The following is a 16,756-nucleotide window of genomic DNA, read 5'->3' as shown; positions in this document are numbered from 1 at the left end:
ATAAACGGTAAAAGACGGCGCTATGTGGATTGGCATAATTAGCCTGTTTCCTGAAATGTTCCGCGCGATTACCGATTACGGGGTAACTGGCCGGGCAGTAAAGAATGGCCTGCTGAGCATCCAGAGCTGGAGTCCTCGTGACTTTACTCATGACCGGCACCGTACCGTGGACGATCGTCCTTACGGCGGCGGACCGGGGATGCTAATGATGGTGCAACCCTTACGGGACGCTATTCACACAGCAAAAGCCGCGGCAGGTGAAGGCGCGAAGGTGATTTATCTGTCACCTCAGGGACGCAAGCTTGATCAAGCGGGCGTGAGCGAACTGGCGACGAATCAAAAGCTGATTCTGGTCTGTGGACGCTACGAAGGGATAGATGAGCGCGTAATTCAAACCGAGATTGACGAAGAATGGTCTATCGGCGATTACGTTCTCAGCGGTGGTGAGTTACCCGCAATGACGCTGATTGACTCCGTCGCCCGGTTCATTCCGGGGGTTCTGGGCCATGAAGCTTCGGCAACGGAAGATTCTTTTGCCGATGGATTGCTGGACTGTCCACACTATACTCGTCCTGAAGTGTTAGAAGGGATGGAAGTACCGGCGGTGTTACTGTCTGGAAACCATGCCGAGATACGTCGCTGGCGTTTGAAGCAGTCGCTGGGCCGAACCTGGCTTAGAAGACCTGAACTTCTGGAAAACCTGGCTCTGACTGAAGAGCAAGCAAAGTTGCTGGCCGAGTTCAAAACTGAACACGCGCAACAGCAGCATGAACATGATGGGAATGCGTAATACGCTCCCGAATATCAGTTTACCCAGGATAAGAGATTAAATTATGAGCAACATTATTAAGCAACTTGAACAAGAGCAGATGAAGCAGGACGTACCTTCCTTCCGTCCAGGTGACACCGTGGAAGTGAAAGTATGGGTTGTTGAAGGTTCCAAAAAACGTCTGCAGGCATTCGAGGGCGTGGTTATCGCTATTCGTAACCGCGGTCTGCACTCTGCATTCACTGTTCGTAAAATTTCCAACGGCGAAGGCGTTGAGCGTGTCTTCCAGACTCACTCTCCGGTAGTTGACAGCATTGCTGTTAAACGTCGTGGTGCTGTACGTAAAGCTAAACTGTACTACCTGCGTGAGCGTACTGGTAAGTCTGCTCGTATTAAAGAGCGTCTGAACTAAGATTCGCTTAAGCGACATCCTGTTAGAAAGGGCTGGCCGAAAGGCTGGCCCTTTTTTTATCCTATCGCACCTCTCGCGTTAACCCTTTCGTCATAAATCATTTACAATGCTTGCCTCTTGAATGGAGGGGAAGTGGATAACGTACTGCATCAGCCTGACAGGAAACGCGCAGCGGCATTGACCGCGCTGTTTGCGATCCTGCTGATCGTGGTGGCGCCGCTTATCTCTGTCTCGCTGCAGAAAGACCCTATGAGCGCTATGCCGGGCATGCATCATGACATGAGTATGATGTCGATGGACGAGAACCATAGCGATGTGCCGCACACGATGCCTGTCGACCATGCTGTAGCCTGTGGCTATTGCGTGCTGTTAGCCCACGTGCCGGGCGTGATGCTGGCGCTGATCGTTCTGCTCAGCGTAGTGCTGCAGAGGCTTCGCGTTAAGCCGCCGCGTCAGGCGGTCAGCCACTGGCACTTTTTCCCCTGGCTTTACCCCGATACCCGCGCGCCGCCGCGGCAGCCTGCTTTTTCCCTTTAAAAACTAAATCGATAACTTTTTGCCTTAAAAAGGAAAAGTATGACTACCTGCACGCCGCGCGTGGCATGGGGAAACCTGCTGCGTCGCCTCCATTTCTACGTCGGGCTGTTTGTCGGCCCGTTTATCTTCTTCGCCGCGCTGACCGGTACGCTGTACGTGGCGACCCCGCAGCTCGAGAATGCGCTCTACCGGCAAGCGCTCCATACGGATTCTGTGGGCGAGCCGAAGCCGCTGGCGGAACAAATTACCGTGGCGGAAAAAGCCATTGGCTCAGATTTGCGTTTGCACGCCGTTCGTCCGGGGCTGGTTGAAGGCGAAACCACCCGCGTGATGTTTGCTGATCCGACGCTGGGGCCCTCGGAAAACCGGGCGATCTTTATCGATCCGGTAAGCCTGGCGGTGTTGGGGGATATGACGGTATACGGCACCAGCGGGATTTTACCGCTGCGTCAGACCATTGATTATCTGCATACCTCTCTGATGCTGGGCGATGTCGGGCGACTGTATAGCGAACTGGCCGCCTCCTGGATGTGGGTTGCCGCGCTGGGAGGGATTGCCCTGTGGTTTTATACCCGGCCAAAACGCCGGATTAACAATTCCTTCCAGAACCGTCGTCGGGTGCATGTGACGCTCGGCTGGATATTACTGGGGGGCATGCTGCTCTTCTCTGCAACCGGCCTGACCTGGTCCCAGTGGGCGGGGGGAAACGTTGATAAGCTGCGCGCTGAGATGAACTGGCTAACTCCGCAGGTAAATACGGCGCTTTCCGGCGTGCCGGAGAACGTGGATGAGCACGCTGAACACCGTGGTCACCATGGCGGAATGGTGATGCCTGAAATAGCGATGGATCTGGCGCAGTTTGATGGCGTGTTAAGCGCGGCGCGTAAGGCGGGGATTGATGCCAACAGGCTGGAGATCCGCCCGGCGAAAACGATGGATCGCGCATGGACAGTGACGGAAATCGACCGCAGCTGGCCGACTCAGGTGGACGCCGTTGCGGTTGATCCCGGTACGATGCAGGTCCTGGACAGAACCCGATTTGAAGATTTCCCGCTCATGGCAAAACTGACCCGCTGGGGCGTGGATTTCCATATGGGGATCTTATTCGGGCTGGTGAATCAGCTGCTGCTCGTAGCCTTCGGCCTTGCCCTGTGCGTGCTCATCATCTGGGGATACCGGATGTGGTGGATGCGTCGTCCGGCGCGATCTGCAATGAATCCGGTGCAGACGCTCTCTCAGAGCTGGCTTGCGCTGTCAGGGTGGGGAAGAGGCGTTACGGTGATAATCAGCATACTGCTGGGGCTGGCTTTGCCGGTGATGGGCGTGAGTCTGACACTGTTTGTTCTGATTGACTGGCTGCGCTGGCGAGCGGCAACAGGCGTGTCGCTCACCGAATCATCCGCTAAATAATCCTATGGCGTGCTGATAACCACTGACACCCGGCGGTTTTCAGCACGCCCTTGTGCAGTACTATTGCTCGCAATCGGGTATTTTTTTCCTAATCCCTGGGTGGTGAGATTAGTGCGCGGGATATTCGCTCCCTTCGCCCACGCGTCGGCAACGGCATCGGCGCGTTTTAACGACAGTGCTTCGTTGTAACTTTCTTCACCGTAGTTATCCGTATGACCGTCCATTCGCGCGTGATTCAGGCCAGTTTTCGCCAGGCGAGAGGCCATGGATTGGATCTGTGCTTCACTGTCCGGGCGCAGCCTGGCGTCATTTTTATCAAAGAGGATGGTATCCGACAACCCCAAAGACCAGTCGCCGTTCAGTTCGTTAAAACCGTATGACTTCATCGCCGCGATTTGTTCAGGTGTGAATTTGCCCTGGGGCGGCGACTGGCAGCCAGCCAGAACCAGTGAGGCCATAACTAACGGCGCGAAATATCGTTTTAACATAGCATTTCCTTTCTAACTTATTGTTTTTGTACGCTGGTTTTTAACCTGGTACATATTGCGGTCGGCTTTCTCCAGTAATGCTTCAACGGACGCATTTTCCCACGCCAGAGCAAAGCCAATGCTGAGTGACATCGATGCTTTTTGTCCGTTATGCAGATCAAACGGACGGATAAACTGCTGCGCTAGCGCAGCACAAATGTGTTGAACCTCAGTCTCAGAATGCACACCGTAGAGCACCATGGCAAATTCGTCACCGCCAAGGCGATAGGATTGATGGCGTTTATCGCCAAACTCCATCATCCTGCTGGCGACTTCAATCAATACGCAGTCTCCTGCCGCGTGTCCCCAGGTGTCGTTGATAAATTTAAAATTGTCACCGTCGAGGAAGAGCAGGGCCGAGTTTTTTCTGGCTGAAGGGTCGTTCATTAAGGCCGCAATGCTGTTACGAAACGCCGCACGGTTGGCAAGACCGGTGAGCGGGTCGTGCATGGCGGTACGCAGCAGCTGGGCGTTTTTGGCCTGGAGCTTAAGCTGCCACTCCTCCATCTCATCCAGCAGGCTGTTGAAGTCTTCACCAAACTGGTGAAATTCTTCGATACGGCCATCTTTCACCCGGCGGGAGAAGTTGCGGTTTGTGCGCACGTCATGCACAACGTCAGTGATATTTTGCAGCGCCGTTACCATGCCGCGGTGCAGAGAGTGGGTAATAGTAAGCGCGACGACGGTTGCAAAAAGAATACAGCCGGTGAGGACGGCAAACGACATCCAGATAAAATGACCGATCAGACTGTCACGCGCGGTAAGGCGAATTTCGCCGATTGCCGCGCCGTTATGCATGATGGGCTGTGCAACCGGAACGGGGAAAAGCCAGCGGCTCACCAGCGCGCCCAGCGTGTCATTGTTATCCTTCGGGTTCCAGGACCAGTAGGCGAAGCGCTTTTTATGCCCGTTGATGACTTCTGCTACGGCAAACTGCCCCTGCTTACCCAGCGCAGCGAGCGTTTCGTTGGCCGCCAGTGAATCGTTGAAAACCAGCGAGGCTTCCAGGCTGTGGCTCATTGTGGCGCCGGTTAATTCGAGATTTTTTTGCGCGTACTGTTTTAATGTTACGACCGAGGCAAAACAGAGCAGCAGCCATATTAACGTCATCGTGATGATGACGCTTATCATGCTGTTTCGCCTCAGCGTTCTTTTAAACGTCGGACGTGGCGTCGAGGTGAAATCTTTATCCATGCTGCTTATTCCGTGCAAGCATTAATACATCCGGGTTGACCCTGACGCCACTGCGTGTCAACGCATCCAGATTGACGGAAAACCGCACCTGGCCACGATCGATTATCAGGCAAAAGGCACTGCCAATAACACATTCCGGATTTTGCTCTGAGATTAATAGCAATGCTCTGCCCTGATATTGACTTATTAATTCAAGTTGTTTCGCAGGTGGTTCAGTCCCGAAATAAACAGCATCGCATGTCGCGGCCAGGGCTTCCCGATCGTTACGGACAATAACGGGGGTATAGGGTAACTCGTTATTCCCCTGGTCGCCGCTGAGCGCGTGCGTATAGTGAGAAGTGGCGTAGATACAGAGCTTAGGCTGACCGGAAAGCGACGGCCATCGCGTATAGCTCACTATGCCTGAGACAATCGAACGTACCGATTTATCTGTCTCCGTGAGCGCGCCTGCCATCGCCGGGCCCACCATAAGGAACAGCATTAGCACCAGAGTGAGTCGGAACAAAGAGTTCAAGTATAAATTTCTCACCAGAATCCGCCGTACCGCTCCGGAAATAGATGTCCTTAAGAGTTGCGGGCAGAATACCATTGTTTATCAGAGCCGTCATTATGTCAGAAATAGCCCATGGCTGACCTAAGCTAAATCCTACAGTTGTTTATTTTCCAAAGAATAAAAGCAAACTTAATTAAGCCTGCTGGAACGCATACTTTCATCCATTCCTTTTTGCCATGACGCGTGCAGTTTCGCTGCATTTTCAACGGTATCACAACTGGCGGGATAAGATTTGCCCGCTAATCCCCATGCGTGAATAAAGCCTTCTTCGCATACTTTTTTCTGACCATCAGCATAGCCACGGAGATATTCACTACGATCGATATTGGGGTCGTTAAAACTATCGGCCAGGGTCTGATTATCTTTAACCGGCAGGCCATTCATGGCGTCTTCTTTACCTGCACTGAACCAGTCCGGGCTCGTCCAGTTGGGCTGGAAAGTGTAAGGATTAATCTGGCAGCCCGATAAAAACAGCGACAGCAGGACGAGAGCAATCGATCGCATAATCCTTCTCCTTTTTCTTCAGCATAGCCTGGCGGAAGAAAGTTAGGGTGTAATTTTAACTTTACGTTTTTAGCGGCTAATTTTTGCAATTAATTGGTTTGTGTAAAGTAATGTGTACGTATTTTGGATTGAAATGTTTACTTTTTATGGTATCGTGGTTTCACCTCACTGAGGAAAACAACTATCGCAAACGAGCTTTACAGGATCGCTATCATGCAAAAAGACGCGCTGAACAACGTACATATCACTGACGAACAGGTTCTGATTACCCCGGATCAACTGAAAGCGGAGTTTCCGCTGAGCGCCGCGCAGGAGGCTCAGATCGAGCACTCTCGCCAGACCATTTCTGACATAATCGCCGGCCGCGATCCGCGCCTGCTGGTGGTATGTGGTCCTTGCTCTATTCACGATCCTGAAACCGCCATTGAGTATGCTCGTCGATTTAAAGCATTAGCGGAGGAGGTCAGCGATAGCCTCTATCTGGTGATGCGCGTCTATTTTGAGAAGCCACGTACGACCGTCGGCTGGAAAGGGTTGATTAACGATCCGCACATGGATGGCTCGTTTGATGTGGAAGCAGGCCTGAAGATTGCGCGTCGCCTGCTGGTGGAGCTGGTCAGCATGGGGCTGCCGCTGGCAACCGAAGCGCTGGATCCGAACAGCCCGCAGTACCTGGGCGATCTGTTCAGCTGGTCCGCGATTGGTGCGCGTACGACTGAATCGCAAACCCACCGCGAGATGGCGTCTGGCTTGTCGATGCCGGTTGGCTTTAAAAACGGTACCGATGGCAGCCTGGCGACGGCGATCAACGCCATGCGCGCCGCCGCCATGCCGCACCGCTTTGTCGGTATCAACCAGGCGGGCCAGGTGTGTCTGCTGCAAACGCAGGGCAACCCGGACGGTCATGTGATCCTGCGCGGTGGTAAAGCGCCAAACTACAGCCCGGCGGACGTGGCGCAGTGTGAAAAAGAGATGGAACAGGCGGGACTGCGTCCGGCACTGATGGTAGATTGCAGTCATGGTAATTCGAATAAAGATTACCGTCGCCAGCCAGCGGTTGCGGAATCCGTGGTTGCACAGATCAAAGACGGAAACCGTTCGATTATTGGTCTGATGATTGAGAGCAACATTCATGAAGGCAATCAGTCATCAGAACAGCCGCGCAGCGCGATGAAGCACGGCGTCTCCGTCACGGATGCCTGCATCAGCTGGGAAACCACCGATGCGCTGCTGCGTGAGATCCATAAAGATTTAAGCGGCCAGCTGGCGACGCGTCTGGCTTAAGAGGGTAGTTATGGTTGCTGAATTGACCGCACTGCGCGATCAAATTGATGAAGTGGATAAGGCGCTGCTGGACCTGCTGGCGCGCCGCATGGCACTGGTTGCCGAAGTCGGTGAGGTGAAAAGCAAATACGGCCTGCCGATTTACGTCCCGGAGCGCGAAGCCTCAATGCTGGCCTCCCGTCGTAAAGAGGCCCAGGCGCTGGGCGTTTCGCCGGATTTGATTGAAGATGTTCTGCGTCGCGTGATGCGGGAATCCTATTCCAGCGAAAACGACAAGGGCTTTAAAACCCTCTGCCCGTCCCTGCGGCCGGTGGTGATTGTCGGCGGAGCAGGACAGATGGGGCGTCTGTTCGAGAAAATGCTGACGCTTTCTGGCTATCAGGTGCGCATTCTGGAAAAAGAGGACTGGGCGCATGCTCCGGAACTCATGAAAGATGCCGGAATGGTCATCGTCAGCGTGCCGATCCACGTGACGGAGCAGATCATCGGAAAGCTCCCGCCTCTACCGAAAGATTGCATTCTGGTGGATCTGGCCTCCGTCAAAAATGGTCCTCTGCAGGCGATGCTGGCTGCACATACCGGCCCGGTGCTGGGCCTGCACCCTATGTTTGGCCCGGACAGCGGCAGCCTGGCGAAGCAGGTGGTGGTTTACTGCGACGGTCGTCAGCCGGAAGCCTACCAGTGGTTCCTGGAGCAGATCCAGGTATGGGGCGCGAGGCTGCACCGCATCAGCGCGGTCGAGCACGATCAGAACATGGCGTTCATTCAGGCGCTGCGCCACTTTGCGACCTTTGCCTACGGTCTGCATCTGGCGGAAGAGAACGTGCAGCTTGAACAGCTGCTGGCGCTCTCTTCACCTATCTATCGTCTGGAGCTGGCGATGGTCGGGCGTCTGTTTGCGCAGGATCCGCAGCTTTACGCCGACATCATTATGTCGTCTGAAAATAACCTGGCGCTGATCAAGCGCTACTATCAGCGCTTTGGTGAAGCCATTACCTTGCTGGAGCACGGAGACAAGCAGGCGTTTATCGACAGCTTCCGCAAAGTGGAGCACTGGTTCGGCGATTACGCCACGCGTTTCCAGAGTGAAAGCCGCACGCTGTTGCGCCAGGCAAATGACAGTCGCCAGTAATCCAATGATGTATATACTGAAAGCCAGCAATGCTGGCTTTTTTCATTTTGGGGAACTGTCATGGCTGAACCGCAGCTGCTGTTGAACTACACCGGGCATCTGCCCGAATGCCCGACGTGGAGCGCAGAAGAAAATGCGCTTTACTGGGCGGATATTCTGGAAGGGGAGATCCACCGCTACCACCTGTCAACGGCGGAACATACCGTGCTTTCCTTCCATGAAGAGGTGGGCTGCTTTGCCCTGCGCGAGCGCGGCGGCTTTATTGTCGCCATGCGCAACGGCATCTGGCTTGCCGATAAGCATGGGCTCCTGCAGCGCAAGGTGTGCGATAACCCCTCAAACCCGCAGCTCGCACGTTTTAATGATGGGGGGACCGACCATCAGGGACGCTTCTATGCGGGCACGTTCTGGGGGCCGGGAGATTACAACGGTGCCCTGCTGATGCGCATCGACAACGACCTGGCGCCGAAGGTGATCCAGTGCGATATTCACGGGCACAACGGCTTAGCGTTTAGCCCGGATAAGCGGTGGATGTTTACCTCCGACACGCCAAACGGCGTAATTTACCGTACGCCGCTTGATGAGCATGGTGACCCTGGCAGGCGCGAGGTGTTTCGTCAGTTTAAAGCGGGAGAAGGGATACCCGACGGCGCGGCGATGGATGTGGAAGGCTGCTACTGGAGCGCGCTGTTTGACGGCTGGCGTATTGCGCGTTTTTCTCCGCAAGGGGAGCAACTGGAAGAATACCGCATCCCGGTGCGTTGCCCGACGATGGTCTGCTTTGGCGGCGATGACATGAAAACGCTGTTCATTACCACCACGCGGGAAAATATGGATGCGGAGGAGGTGGAGAAGTATCCGCTCTCCGGCGGCATCTTCACCCTGCCTGTCAGCGTAGCAGGGATGAAGAAAAGCCAGTTTATCGAACGTTAAGCCGGGTCAACCGGGACGACGTTTTCGCTCGGATAGCAGCCCAGCACTTTCATGGAGCGCGTGATTTCGCCGAGTTCGCGCAGGGCTTTCTGCATGGAAGCTGACTCCAGGTTGGCCTGGATATCGAGGTAGAACATCTCTTCCCACGGGTTACCGTGGATTGGGCGTGATTCCAGTTTGGTCATGATCAGGTTGTGGTTGCGCAGCACCAGCAGGGCTTCAACCAGCGCGCCGGCCTGCTGGCCGGTTGCCATCAGCAGCGTGGTTTTCGCCGGCACCTGGTCTGACACGTTGATTGCCTTGCGGGCCAGCACCACGAAACGGGTGATGTTTTGCGTCTGGTTTGCCAGGTTGCGTTCCAGCACTTGCAGTCCATACAGCGCGCCGCCCGCTTCGCTGCCGAGCGCTGCAACGGTTGGGGAGTTGGCCTGCGCCACTTTTTCCATCGCCGCCGAGGTGCTTTCGGTGTACTCAATTTTCCAGTTCGGATAGCGGTTCAGGAACTGGCTGCACTGCTGGAACGGCTGCGGATGGCTGTACACGGTTTCGATCGTGCTCAGGTCGGTTGAGCCGGAGACCAGCACGCAGTGATCGATAGGGATCGTCAGCTCGCCGACAAGTGACAGGCTGGTGTGCTGCAGTAAATCATAGACGTCGTTAATGGCACCGGAGCTGGTGTTTTCAATCGGCACGACGGCGTAATCGGCCTGGCCGGTCTCGACCTGGTTAAAAATGTCGGCAAACTTCGCACAGCCGCTCTCAATAAATTCTTCGAAGTGGCGCGCGGCATATTGACGTGCGGCCAGGTGAGAGTAGGAGCCTTTAGGCCCGAGGAAGGCGATGCGTGCCGAGTGCGGGTTGGTTTTGTTCAGATGCTGCTGGAGTAACGCTTGCTGGGTGAGAACGGAGTCTTCGATGATGAGCTGGAACAACCGGGTGATGTAATGGGCATCGAGGTGATGCGCTCTGCCTAGCTGGATCAGACGCTCCAGCAGGTCGCGCTCGCGGTCGATATCACGCACCGGACGATGGGAGTCCAGTTTGGCTTTGCCTACTTCAATGGCGAGCGCGCGGCGTTCGGCCAGCAGCGCCAGCAATTTTTCATCCAGCGCGCTGATTTTTACTCGCAGATCCAGTAACGGGTTTTCCGGTGTCATAGTGTTGCCTGTCTCATTTTATCGTTATCAATAAAAAAGGCCCCCCGGTGTGGGAGGCCTTGTTGTTCGTCTTCGCATTCTTTATCACACGACGAAACGCCTCCCGTTCAGGGGAAGGTAAAAAAGAATGCGAAGAAGAACGGCGTAAGTTTCATAAAGTCATCCTGTGATTGATACCGTTAAAGTACCCGTACTGTTTTCACCCTGTCAATAAAAAACGCGCCCGAAGGCGCGTTGGCGGTACACTCAATTTAAAGGATTACTCTTCTTCAACTTCTTCCGCGAAGCTGGCGTCTTTCACCGATGTTGCGGCGCGACGGGCTTCACCTTTGTGTTGCACTTTATTGAGCTGCCGTTCCAGCTTGTTGATCAAATCGTTAATAGCGGTGTACATATCCTCGTGTTTTGCGCTGGCGACCAGATGGCCGTTTGGAGTATTGATAGTTGCGTCAGCGATGAAACCCTGGGGCTCCTTGGACAGGATGATATGTGGATTAATCAAATGAGTTTGCCATTTATCCAGTTTGGCGAGACGGTCTGCGACGTGCTGGCGAATTGCCGGAGTAATTTCCATTTGTTTACTGGTAATGTTCATTGTCATAAATTTTACCTCTTGTCTTTCCGTCTTGGTGATTCCAGCATACCCGACCTAATGTCAAAATGTGTGATTTAGATCACGTTATTTTGTCGGTTTTTGTCAGGGAATCTTTTTTGTGAGGCAGGGCAGGAAGAGGTGAGATTTACCTTGTGGAAGGTACGAATTGCGGTCATAGTTGACGGGATGTGTTGAGGCTAAAGCGCTTCAGCGGATGTCTGAAATGAATAAAGAAACGGCAGCCTTCTGGCTGCCGTTTTGCATTGAAGCGATATCAGGTGTTGCTGCTGTTCGCGGCGATGATTTTCGCCACTTTTTCAGCCTGAGCGGTCATCTGCATCTGACGGTAAGCATTTTCCATCAGCTTCAGGCCGTCACGCGTTGCCTGAGTATCCGGATAATCACGCAGCATACCTTCTACGCGGTTAACCACAGCAACCCATGCGCCACGGCGGGTATAGTATTCCGCAACGGAGTATTCATACTTTGCCAGACGATCTTTCAGGAACACCAGACGTTTGGTTGCGTCGGTGACGTACTGACTGTTCGGATAGCCGCGCACCAGCTTGGAGAAGTCATTGAAGGCATCGCGCGCATGCTGCGGGTCACGGTCGGAACGATCCACGCCGAAGAAGCCCTGCAGCGCACTGTCATCCAGCGCCATGTTGGTCAGACCGCGCATGTACATGACGTAATCGATGTTAGGATGAGTCGGGTTCAGACGCATGAAACGATCGATAGTTGCCTGAGCCAGCGGCAGATCGGCATTTTTGTAGTAGGCGTAGATGAGATCTAACTGTACCTGCTGCGAATACGGACCAAACGGATAGCGATTATCCAACGCTTCCAGTTGCGTTATCGCCTGTTTCCAGTTACCGTCCTGCAACTTTTGTTGTGCAGTCGCATAGATTTCATTCGGCGGATTGTCAGGGACCTGTTCATTCGAACCGGAGCAGCCCACCAAAGCCAGGCTCAACGTGGCCGCTGCCACCAGATATTTCATGCGCGTCATGACGTTTTGACTTTCCTCAAATGTTTGTCCGGGAGAAACTCTGTTCCTGCTCCCGATTAAGACCAGCTACAATAGCACACTATATTAAACGGCAAAGCCGTAAAACCCAACGTTAAACAAAGAAGCAGTTTATGGCACAACGAGTAGAACTCACCGCAACAGTCTCCGAAAATCAGCTCGGTCAACGCTTAGATCAGGCTTTGGCCGAATTGTTCCCTGATTATTCGCGTTCACGCATAAAAGAATGGATCCTTGACCAGCGTGTGCTGGTAAACGGCAAGATCTGGGACAAACCAAAAGAGAAAGTGTTTGGTGGGGAAGCTGTTGCCATCAATGCTGAAATCGAAGAGGAAATCCGCTTCGAGCCGCAGGATATCCCGCTGGACATCGTCTATGAAGATGATGACATTCTGGTGATCAACAAGCCGCGCGACCTGGTTGTACATCCGGGCGCGGGTAATCCTGACGGTACGGTGCTTAATGCACTTCTCCATTATTATCCGCCGATCGCGGATGTTCCACGTGCAGGCATCGTTCACCGTCTGGATAAAGACACCACCGGTCTGATGGTAGTGGCGAAGACTGTTCCTGCTCAAACTCGTCTGGTGGAATCACTGCAGCTGCGTGAAATCACCCGCGAATATGAAGCGGTGGCGATTGGGCACATGACTGCTGGCGGCACTGTAGAAGAGCCGATCAGCCGTCACCCGACGAAACGTACCCATATGTCGGTGCATCCGATGGGTAAACCTGCGGTGACGCACTATCGCATTATGGAGCACTTCCGTATTCATACCCGCCTGCGTCTGCGCCTGGAAACCGGGCGTACTCACCAGATCCGCGTTCACATGGCGCACATTACCCATCCGCTGGTGGGGGATCAGGTGTACGGTGGGCGTCCGCGTCCGCCAAAAGGCGCATCGGATGAGTTCATCAGCGTATTGCGTAAATTCGATCGTCAGGCGCTGCACGCGACCATGCTGCGTCTTTATCATCCGATTACAGGAATCCAGATGGAGTGGCATGCGCCTATCCCGCAGGATATGGTGGAACTTATTGACGCCATGCGTGCCGATTTCGAAGAACATAAGGATCAAGTGGACTGGCTATGACCAAACTGATTGTCCCGGAGTGGCCGCTGCCTGCAGGCGTGGCCGCCTGTAGTTCGACCCGTATTGGCGGCGTGAGCCAGGGCGCGTGGGAGTCTTTAAACCTCGGCGCGCACTGCGGCGACAGCCTGGAGCACGTTGAAGAGAACCGCACGCGTCTCTTTGCTGCGGGAAATCTGCCGTCGAAACCGGTCTGGCTGGAGCAGGTTCACGGTAAAGCGGTACTGAAGCTGACGGGAGAACCATGCGCTTCTAAACGCGCCGATGCCTCTTACAGTAATACACCGGGCACGGTTTGTGCCGTCATGACAGCCGATTGTCTGCCGGTTCTGTTCTGTAATCGCGCAGGCTCTGAAGTGGCTGCCGCGCATGCGGGCTGGCGTGGCCTGTGTGAGGGCGTTCTGGAAGAGACTGTCGCCTGCTTTAATGATGATCCCGCCAATATCATGGCGTGGCTTGGTCCGGCGATTGGGCCTCGTGCTTTTGAAGTGGGGCCAGAGGTTCGCGAAGCCTTTATAGATAAAGATCCGCAAGCCATTGAGGCCTTCCTGCCTGCCGGGGAAAAATATCTGGCGGATATTTATCAGCTTGCCCGTCAGCGCCTGAATAATATTGGCGTAACGCAGATCTTCGGTGGCGATCGCTGTACGTTCACCGAAAAGGGTGATTTTTTCTCCTATCGCCGCGACAAGACGACGGGGCGTATGGCAAGTTTCATTTGGCTGATATAACCTAAAGAATCAAGACGATCCGGCACGTGCCGTTTTCTTTTCACATAATTCAGGTCATTAACCTTGAATAATTGAGGGATGACCTCATTTAATCTCCAGTAGCAAATTTGACCTGTTATGGGAGGAGTTATGCGTCTGGATCGTCTTACTAATAAATTCCAGCTTGCTCTCGCCGATGCCCAGTCCCTTGCACTGGGGCACGACAACCAGTTTATCGAACCTCTTCATTTAATGAGCGCCTTGCTAAATCAGGAAGGGGGATCGGTACGTCCTTTATTAACGTCTGCTGGCATTAATGCTGGCCAGTTACGCACCGCTATCGATCAGGCGCTGAGCCGTTTACCGCAGGTAGAAGGTACCGGCGGCGACGTGCAGCCGTCTCAGGATCTGGTGCGAGTGCTGAACCTTTGCGACAAGCTGGCGCAAAAACGTGGGGATAACTTTATTTCGTCGGAGCTGTTTGTTCTGGCGGCGCTTGAATCACGCGGTACCTTGACCGACCTGCTGAAATCTGCCGGTGCAACCACCACCAATGTGACTCAGGCGATTGAGAAAATGCGCGGAGGTGAAAGCGTGAACGATCAGGGAGCCGAAGACCAACGTCAGGCTTTGAAGAAATTTACGGTCGATCTGACCGAACGCGCTGAGCAGGGCAAACTTGACCCGGTGATCGGCCGTGACGAAGAGATCCGCCGTACGATTCAGGTACTGCAGCGTCGTACCAAGAACAACCCGGTGCTGATTGGTGAACCGGGTGTCGGTAAAACCGCCATCGTTGAAGGGCTGGCACAGCGTATCGTGAACGGCGAAGTGCCGGAAGGGCTGAAAGGCCGCCGCGTACTGGCGCTGGATATGGGCGCTCTGGTGGCCGGTGCGAAATATCGCGGGGAGTTCGAAGAGCGTCTGAAAGGCGTGCTGAACGACCTGGCGAAACAGGAAGGCAACGTCATCCTGTTTATCGACGAACTGCACACCATGGTGGGTGCCGGTAAGGCGGACGGCGCGATGGATGCCGGGAACATGTTGAAACCTGCGCTGGCGCGCGGTGAACTTCACTGCGTTGGTGCCACTACGCTTGATGAGTACCGTCAGTACATTGAAAAAGATGCTGCGCTGGAACGTCGTTTCCAGAAAGTGTTTGTCGCTGAGCCTAGCGTTGAAGATACCATCGCGATCCTGCGTGGTCTGAAAGAGCGCTATGAACTGCACCACCACGTGCAGATTACTGACCCGGCCATCGTTGCGGCGGCGACGCTTTCGCATCGTTACATCGCCGACCGTCAGTTACCCGATAAGGCCATTGACCTGATTGATGAAGCGGCTTCAAGCATTCGTATGCAGATTGACTCGAAGCCGGAAGAGCTGGACAGACTTGACCGACGCATCATTCAGCTCAAGCTGGAACAGCAGGCGCTGAAGAAAGAGTCTGATGAGGCCAGTAAAAAACGCCTCGATATGCTCAATGAGGAACTGGACGATAAAGAGCGCCAGTATTCTGAGCTGGAAGAAGAATGGAAGGCAGAAAAAGCCTCCCTGTCAGGCACGCAGACTATTAAAGCAGAACTCGAACAGGCAAAAATTGCCATTGAGCAGGCGCGACGTGTGGGCGACCTGGCGCGGATGTCGGAGCTGCAGTACGGCAAAATCCCTGAGCTGGAAAAACAGCTTGAAATCGCCACGCAGTCTGAAGGCAAAACCATGCGTCTGTTACGTAACAAAGTGACTGATGCGGAAATTGCTGAGGTGCTGGCGCGCTGGACCGGTATTCCGGTGGCGCGCATGATGGAAAGCGAACGCGATAAGCTGCTGCGCATGGAGCAGGATCTGCATCAGCGGGTGATTGGTCAGGACGAGGCGGTTGAAGCAGTATCCAATGCCATTCGTCGTAGCCGTGCCGGGCTGTCCGATCCTAATCGTCCGATTGGTTCATTCCTGTTCTTGGGGCCAACCGGTGTCGGTAAAACCGAGCTGTGTAAAGCGCTGGCTAACTTTATGTTCGACAGCGACGATGCGATGGTGCGTATCGATATGTCCGAGTTTATGGAGAAACACTCCGTCTCGCGTCTGGTCGGTGCGCCTCCGGGATATGTTGGTTATGAAGAGGGTGGTTACCTGACCGAAGCGGTGCGTCGTCGTCCTTATTCCGTCATTCTACTGGATGAGGTGGAAAAAGCGCATCCGGATGTGTTCAACATCCTGCTGCAGGTGCTGGACGATGGTCGTCTGACCGACGGGCAGGGGAGAACGGTCGATTTCCGTAATACGGTAGTTATCATGACCTCGAACCTGGGTTCCGATTTGATTCAGGAACGTTTCGGTGAACTGGACTACAGCCATATGAAGGATCTGGTGCTCGGTGTGGTGAGCCATAACTTCCGTCCGGAGTTCATTAACCGTATTGATGAAGTGGTGGTATTCCATCCTCTGGGTGAGAAACATATTGCGTCGATTGCGCAGATCCAGCTGCAGCGTCTGTACAAACGTCTGGAAGAGCGTGGTTATGAAATTCACATCTCCGACGATGCGCTGAAGCTGCTGAGCGAGAATGGTTACGATCCGGTGTACGGTGCGCGTCCATTAAAACGTGCTATCCAGCAGCAGATCGAAAACCCGCTGGCGCAGCAGATCCTCTCCGGAGAGCTGATTCCGGGCAAAGTTATCCGTCTGGAAGCCAACGACGATCGCATTGTGGCAGTGCAGTAAGTCACAAAACGCAAAAACGAGCCGCTTGCGGCTCGTTTTTGTTTAAAAACCAGGCGAAAATTGAGGTCTGGGATGCGTTTCGCCTGGAAAGTGAGCAGTCAGTAAATAATTTTCACTTTATCCTTGCAGCTTCGGAATTACTCCCTATAATGCGCCTCCACTGACACGGAACAACGGCACACACGCCGCCGGGT

At 54.0% G+C, this 16,756-nt stretch carries 18 protein-coding genes and 1 other annotated feature; of the genes, 10 read left to right on the top strand and 8 right to left on the bottom strand.

Annotation, left to right across the window (positions count from 1 at the left end; all coding sequences use genetic code 11):
- Window positions 1-22: 22 nt before the first annotated feature.
- The 4 genes from trmD to AB8818_RS21900 all read left to right on the top strand — a co-directional run bounded on the left by trmD (window position 23) and on the right by AB8818_RS21900 (window position 3,128).
- Entirely contained in the window at window positions 23-790 is a 768-nt protein-coding gene (trmD, locus tag AB8818_RS21915) for a tRNA (guanosine(37)-N1)-methyltransferase TrmD (RefSeq protein ID WP_008502493.1), read from the top strand.
- 43 nt (window positions 791-833) lie between these two features.
- Complete coding sequence (gene rplS, locus AB8818_RS21910) at window positions 834-1,181, top strand: 50S ribosomal protein L19 (protein WP_002914145.1); 348 nt, start codon at window positions 834-836, stop codon at window positions 1,179-1,181.
- Between the two features lie 132 nt (window positions 1,182-1,313).
- The gene (locus AB8818_RS21905; protein WP_371200014.1) at window positions 1,314-1,718 is read left to right on the top strand and encodes a DUF2946 domain-containing protein; all 405 of its coding nucleotides are present in this window, start codon (window positions 1,314-1,316) and stop codon (window positions 1,716-1,718) included.
- Window positions 1,719-1,757: 39 nt separating this feature from the next.
- Window positions 1,758-3,128 (top strand): PepSY domain-containing protein, encoded by a 1,371-nt coding sequence (locus AB8818_RS21900; RefSeq protein WP_192985126.1) that lies wholly within the window; start codon window positions 1,758-1,760, stop codon window positions 3,126-3,128.
- A gap of 2 nt (window positions 3,129-3,130) precedes the next feature.
- Here the strand turns inward: AB8818_RS21900 and AB8818_RS21895 are convergent, their stop codons facing one another.
- The 4 genes from AB8818_RS21895 to AB8818_RS21880 all read right to left on the bottom strand — a co-directional run bounded on the left by AB8818_RS21895 (window position 3,131) and on the right by AB8818_RS21880 (window position 5,906).
- Window positions 3,131-3,616, bottom strand: coding sequence for an OmpA family protein (locus AB8818_RS21895; RefSeq protein ID WP_166712105.1), 486 nt, complete (start codon window positions 3,614-3,616; stop codon window positions 3,131-3,133).
- A 12-nt stretch (window positions 3,617-3,628) separates the two neighbouring features.
- Window positions 3,629-4,849: a diguanylate cyclase DgcN gene (gene dgcN, locus AB8818_RS21890; protein WP_166712103.1), complete on the bottom strand. Its 1,221-nt coding sequence runs from the start codon at window positions 4,847-4,849 to the stop codon at window positions 3,629-3,631.
- Window positions 4,842-5,303, bottom strand: coding sequence for a YfiR family protein (locus tag AB8818_RS21885; protein ID WP_370552321.1), 462 nt, complete (start codon window positions 5,301-5,303; stop codon window positions 4,842-4,844). The genes dgcN and AB8818_RS21885 overlap by 8 nt, the downstream gene beginning before the upstream one ends.
- 228 nt (window positions 5,304-5,531) lie before the next feature.
- Entirely contained in the window at window positions 5,532-5,906 is a 375-nt protein-coding gene (locus AB8818_RS21880) for a DUF2799 domain-containing protein (RefSeq protein ID WP_116343787.1), read from the bottom strand.
- Between the two features lie 213 nt (window positions 5,907-6,119).
- Here AB8818_RS21880 and aroF point away from each other — a divergent pair, with 213 nt between their 5' ends.
- Genes aroF through AB8818_RS21865 form a run of 3 tightly spaced genes read left to right on the top strand, consistent with a single transcriptional unit; the run spans window position 6,120 to window position 9,255 of the window.
- The gene (gene aroF / locus AB8818_RS21875) at window positions 6,120-7,190 is read left to right on the top strand and encodes a 3-deoxy-7-phosphoheptulonate synthase AroF (protein ID WP_041908638.1); all 1,071 of its coding nucleotides are present in this window, start codon (window positions 6,120-6,122) and stop codon (window positions 7,188-7,190) included.
- Between the two features lie 10 nt (window positions 7,191-7,200).
- Window positions 7,201-8,322: a bifunctional chorismate mutase/prephenate dehydrogenase gene (gene tyrA / locus AB8818_RS21870; RefSeq protein ID WP_163330166.1), complete on the top strand. Its 1,122-nt coding sequence runs from the start codon at window positions 7,201-7,203 to the stop codon at window positions 8,320-8,322.
- 60 nt (window positions 8,323-8,382) lie between these two features.
- The gene (locus tag AB8818_RS21865) at window positions 8,383-9,255 is read left to right on the top strand and encodes an SMP-30/gluconolactonase/LRE family protein (protein ID WP_371200013.1); all 873 of its coding nucleotides are present in this window, start codon (window positions 8,383-8,385) and stop codon (window positions 9,253-9,255) included.
- Here the strand turns inward: AB8818_RS21865 and pheA are convergent.
- From pheA to bamD, 4 genes are all read right to left on the bottom strand, one after another.
- Entirely contained in the window at window positions 9,252-10,412 is a 1,161-nt protein-coding gene (gene pheA / locus AB8818_RS21860) for a bifunctional chorismate mutase/prephenate dehydratase (protein WP_116343784.1), read from the bottom strand. The two genes, AB8818_RS21865 and pheA, sit on opposite strands and share 4 nt — an antisense overlap.
- A 30-nt stretch (window positions 10,413-10,442) precedes the next feature.
- Window positions 10,443-10,568, bottom strand: a sequence feature (Phe leader region).
- Complete coding sequence (gene pheL, locus AB8818_RS21855) at window positions 10,520-10,567, bottom strand: pheA operon leader peptide PheL (RefSeq protein ID WP_100249759.1); 48 nt, start codon at window positions 10,565-10,567, stop codon at window positions 10,520-10,522. It overlaps the preceding feature by 48 nt.
- Before the next feature lie 103 nt (window positions 10,569-10,671).
- Window positions 10,672-11,013 (bottom strand): ribosome-associated translation inhibitor RaiA, encoded by a 342-nt coding sequence (raiA, locus tag AB8818_RS21850; protein WP_003863162.1) that lies wholly within the window; start codon window positions 11,011-11,013, stop codon window positions 10,672-10,674.
- A gap of 268 nt (window positions 11,014-11,281) precedes the next feature.
- Window positions 11,282-12,019 carry an outer membrane protein assembly factor BamD gene (bamD, locus tag AB8818_RS21845; protein ID WP_023308867.1) on the bottom strand — a complete coding sequence of 246 codons (738 nt, stop codon included), beginning with the start codon at window positions 12,017-12,019 and terminating at the stop codon, window positions 11,282-11,284.
- A gap of 131 nt (window positions 12,020-12,150) precedes the next feature.
- Here bamD and rluD point away from each other — a divergent pair, with 131 nt between their 5' ends.
- The 3 genes from rluD to clpB all read left to right on the top strand — a co-directional run bounded on the left by rluD (window position 12,151) and on the right by clpB (window position 16,562).
- On the top strand, window positions 12,151-13,131 hold the full coding sequence (gene rluD, locus AB8818_RS21840) for a 23S rRNA pseudouridine(1911/1915/1917) synthase RluD (RefSeq protein WP_080330260.1): 981 nt from the start codon (window positions 12,151-12,153) through the stop codon (window positions 13,129-13,131).
- Window positions 13,128-13,859 (top strand): purine nucleoside phosphorylase YfiH, encoded by a 732-nt coding sequence (gene yfiH, locus AB8818_RS21835; RefSeq protein WP_163330193.1) that lies wholly within the window; start codon window positions 13,128-13,130, stop codon window positions 13,857-13,859. Before rluD ends, yfiH begins: the two co-directional genes overlap by 4 nt.
- Window positions 13,860-13,988: 129 nt before the next feature.
- Window positions 13,989-16,562, top strand: a complete 2,574-nt coding sequence (gene clpB / locus AB8818_RS21830; protein WP_116343782.1) for an ATP-dependent chaperone ClpB — start codon at window positions 13,989-13,991, stop codon at window positions 16,560-16,562.
- Window positions 16,563-16,756 lie beyond the last annotated feature (194 nt).

The organism is Enterobacter sp. KB-280D8 (genome assembly GCF_041399405.1).
Classification (GTDB): domain Bacteria; phylum Pseudomonadota; class Gammaproteobacteria; order Enterobacterales; family Enterobacteriaceae; genus Enterobacter; species Enterobacter cloacae_N.
The sequence above is the reverse complement of the archived record's forward strand: the minus strand, read 5'-3'. Positions and strand labels throughout refer to the sequence as shown.

Coding starts and splice junctions, on each gene's coding strand:
- AB8818_RS21885 (WP_370552321.1), bottom strand. CDS start 5,303: ATGGCAGGCGCGCTCACGGAGACAGATAAATCGGTACGTTCGATTGTC.
- AB8818_RS21865 (WP_371200013.1), top strand. CDS start 8,383: ATGGCTGAACCGCAGCTGCTGTTGAACTACACCGGGCATCTGCCCGAA.
- rplS (WP_002914145.1), top strand. CDS start 834: ATGAGCAACATTATTAAGCAACTTGAACAAGAGCAGATGAAGCAGGAC.
- AB8818_RS21895 (WP_166712105.1), bottom strand. CDS start 3,616: ATGTTAAAACGATATTTCGCGCCGTTAGTTATGGCCTCACTGGTTCTG.
- tyrA (WP_163330166.1), top strand. CDS start 7,201: ATGGTTGCTGAATTGACCGCACTGCGCGATCAAATTGATGAAGTGGAT.
- rluD (WP_080330260.1), top strand. CDS start 12,151: ATGGCACAACGAGTAGAACTCACCGCAACAGTCTCCGAAAATCAGCTC.
- trmD (WP_008502493.1), top strand. CDS start 23: ATGTGGATTGGCATAATTAGCCTGTTTCCTGAAATGTTCCGCGCGATT.
- aroF (WP_041908638.1), top strand. CDS start 6,120: ATGCAAAAAGACGCGCTGAACAACGTACATATCACTGACGAACAGGTT.
- AB8818_RS21880 (WP_116343787.1), bottom strand. CDS start 5,906: ATGCGATCGATTGCTCTCGTCCTGCTGTCGCTGTTTTTATCGGGCTGC.
- pheA (WP_116343784.1), bottom strand. CDS start 10,412: ATGACACCGGAAAACCCGTTACTGGATCTGCGAGTAAAAATCAGCGCG.
- clpB (WP_116343782.1), top strand. CDS start 13,989: ATGCGTCTGGATCGTCTTACTAATAAATTCCAGCTTGCTCTCGCCGAT.
- dgcN (WP_166712103.1), bottom strand. CDS start 4,849: ATGGATAAAGATTTCACCTCGACGCCACGTCCGACGTTTAAAAGAACG.
- yfiH (WP_163330193.1), top strand. CDS start 13,128: ATGACCAAACTGATTGTCCCGGAGTGGCCGCTGCCTGCAGGCGTGGCC.
- raiA (WP_003863162.1), bottom strand. CDS start 11,013: ATGACAATGAACATTACCAGTAAACAAATGGAAATTACTCCGGCAATT.
- AB8818_RS21900 (WP_192985126.1), top strand. CDS start 1,758: ATGACTACCTGCACGCCGCGCGTGGCATGGGGAAACCTGCTGCGTCGC.
- bamD (WP_023308867.1), bottom strand. CDS start 12,019: ATGACGCGCATGAAATATCTGGTGGCAGCGGCCACGTTGAGCCTGGCT.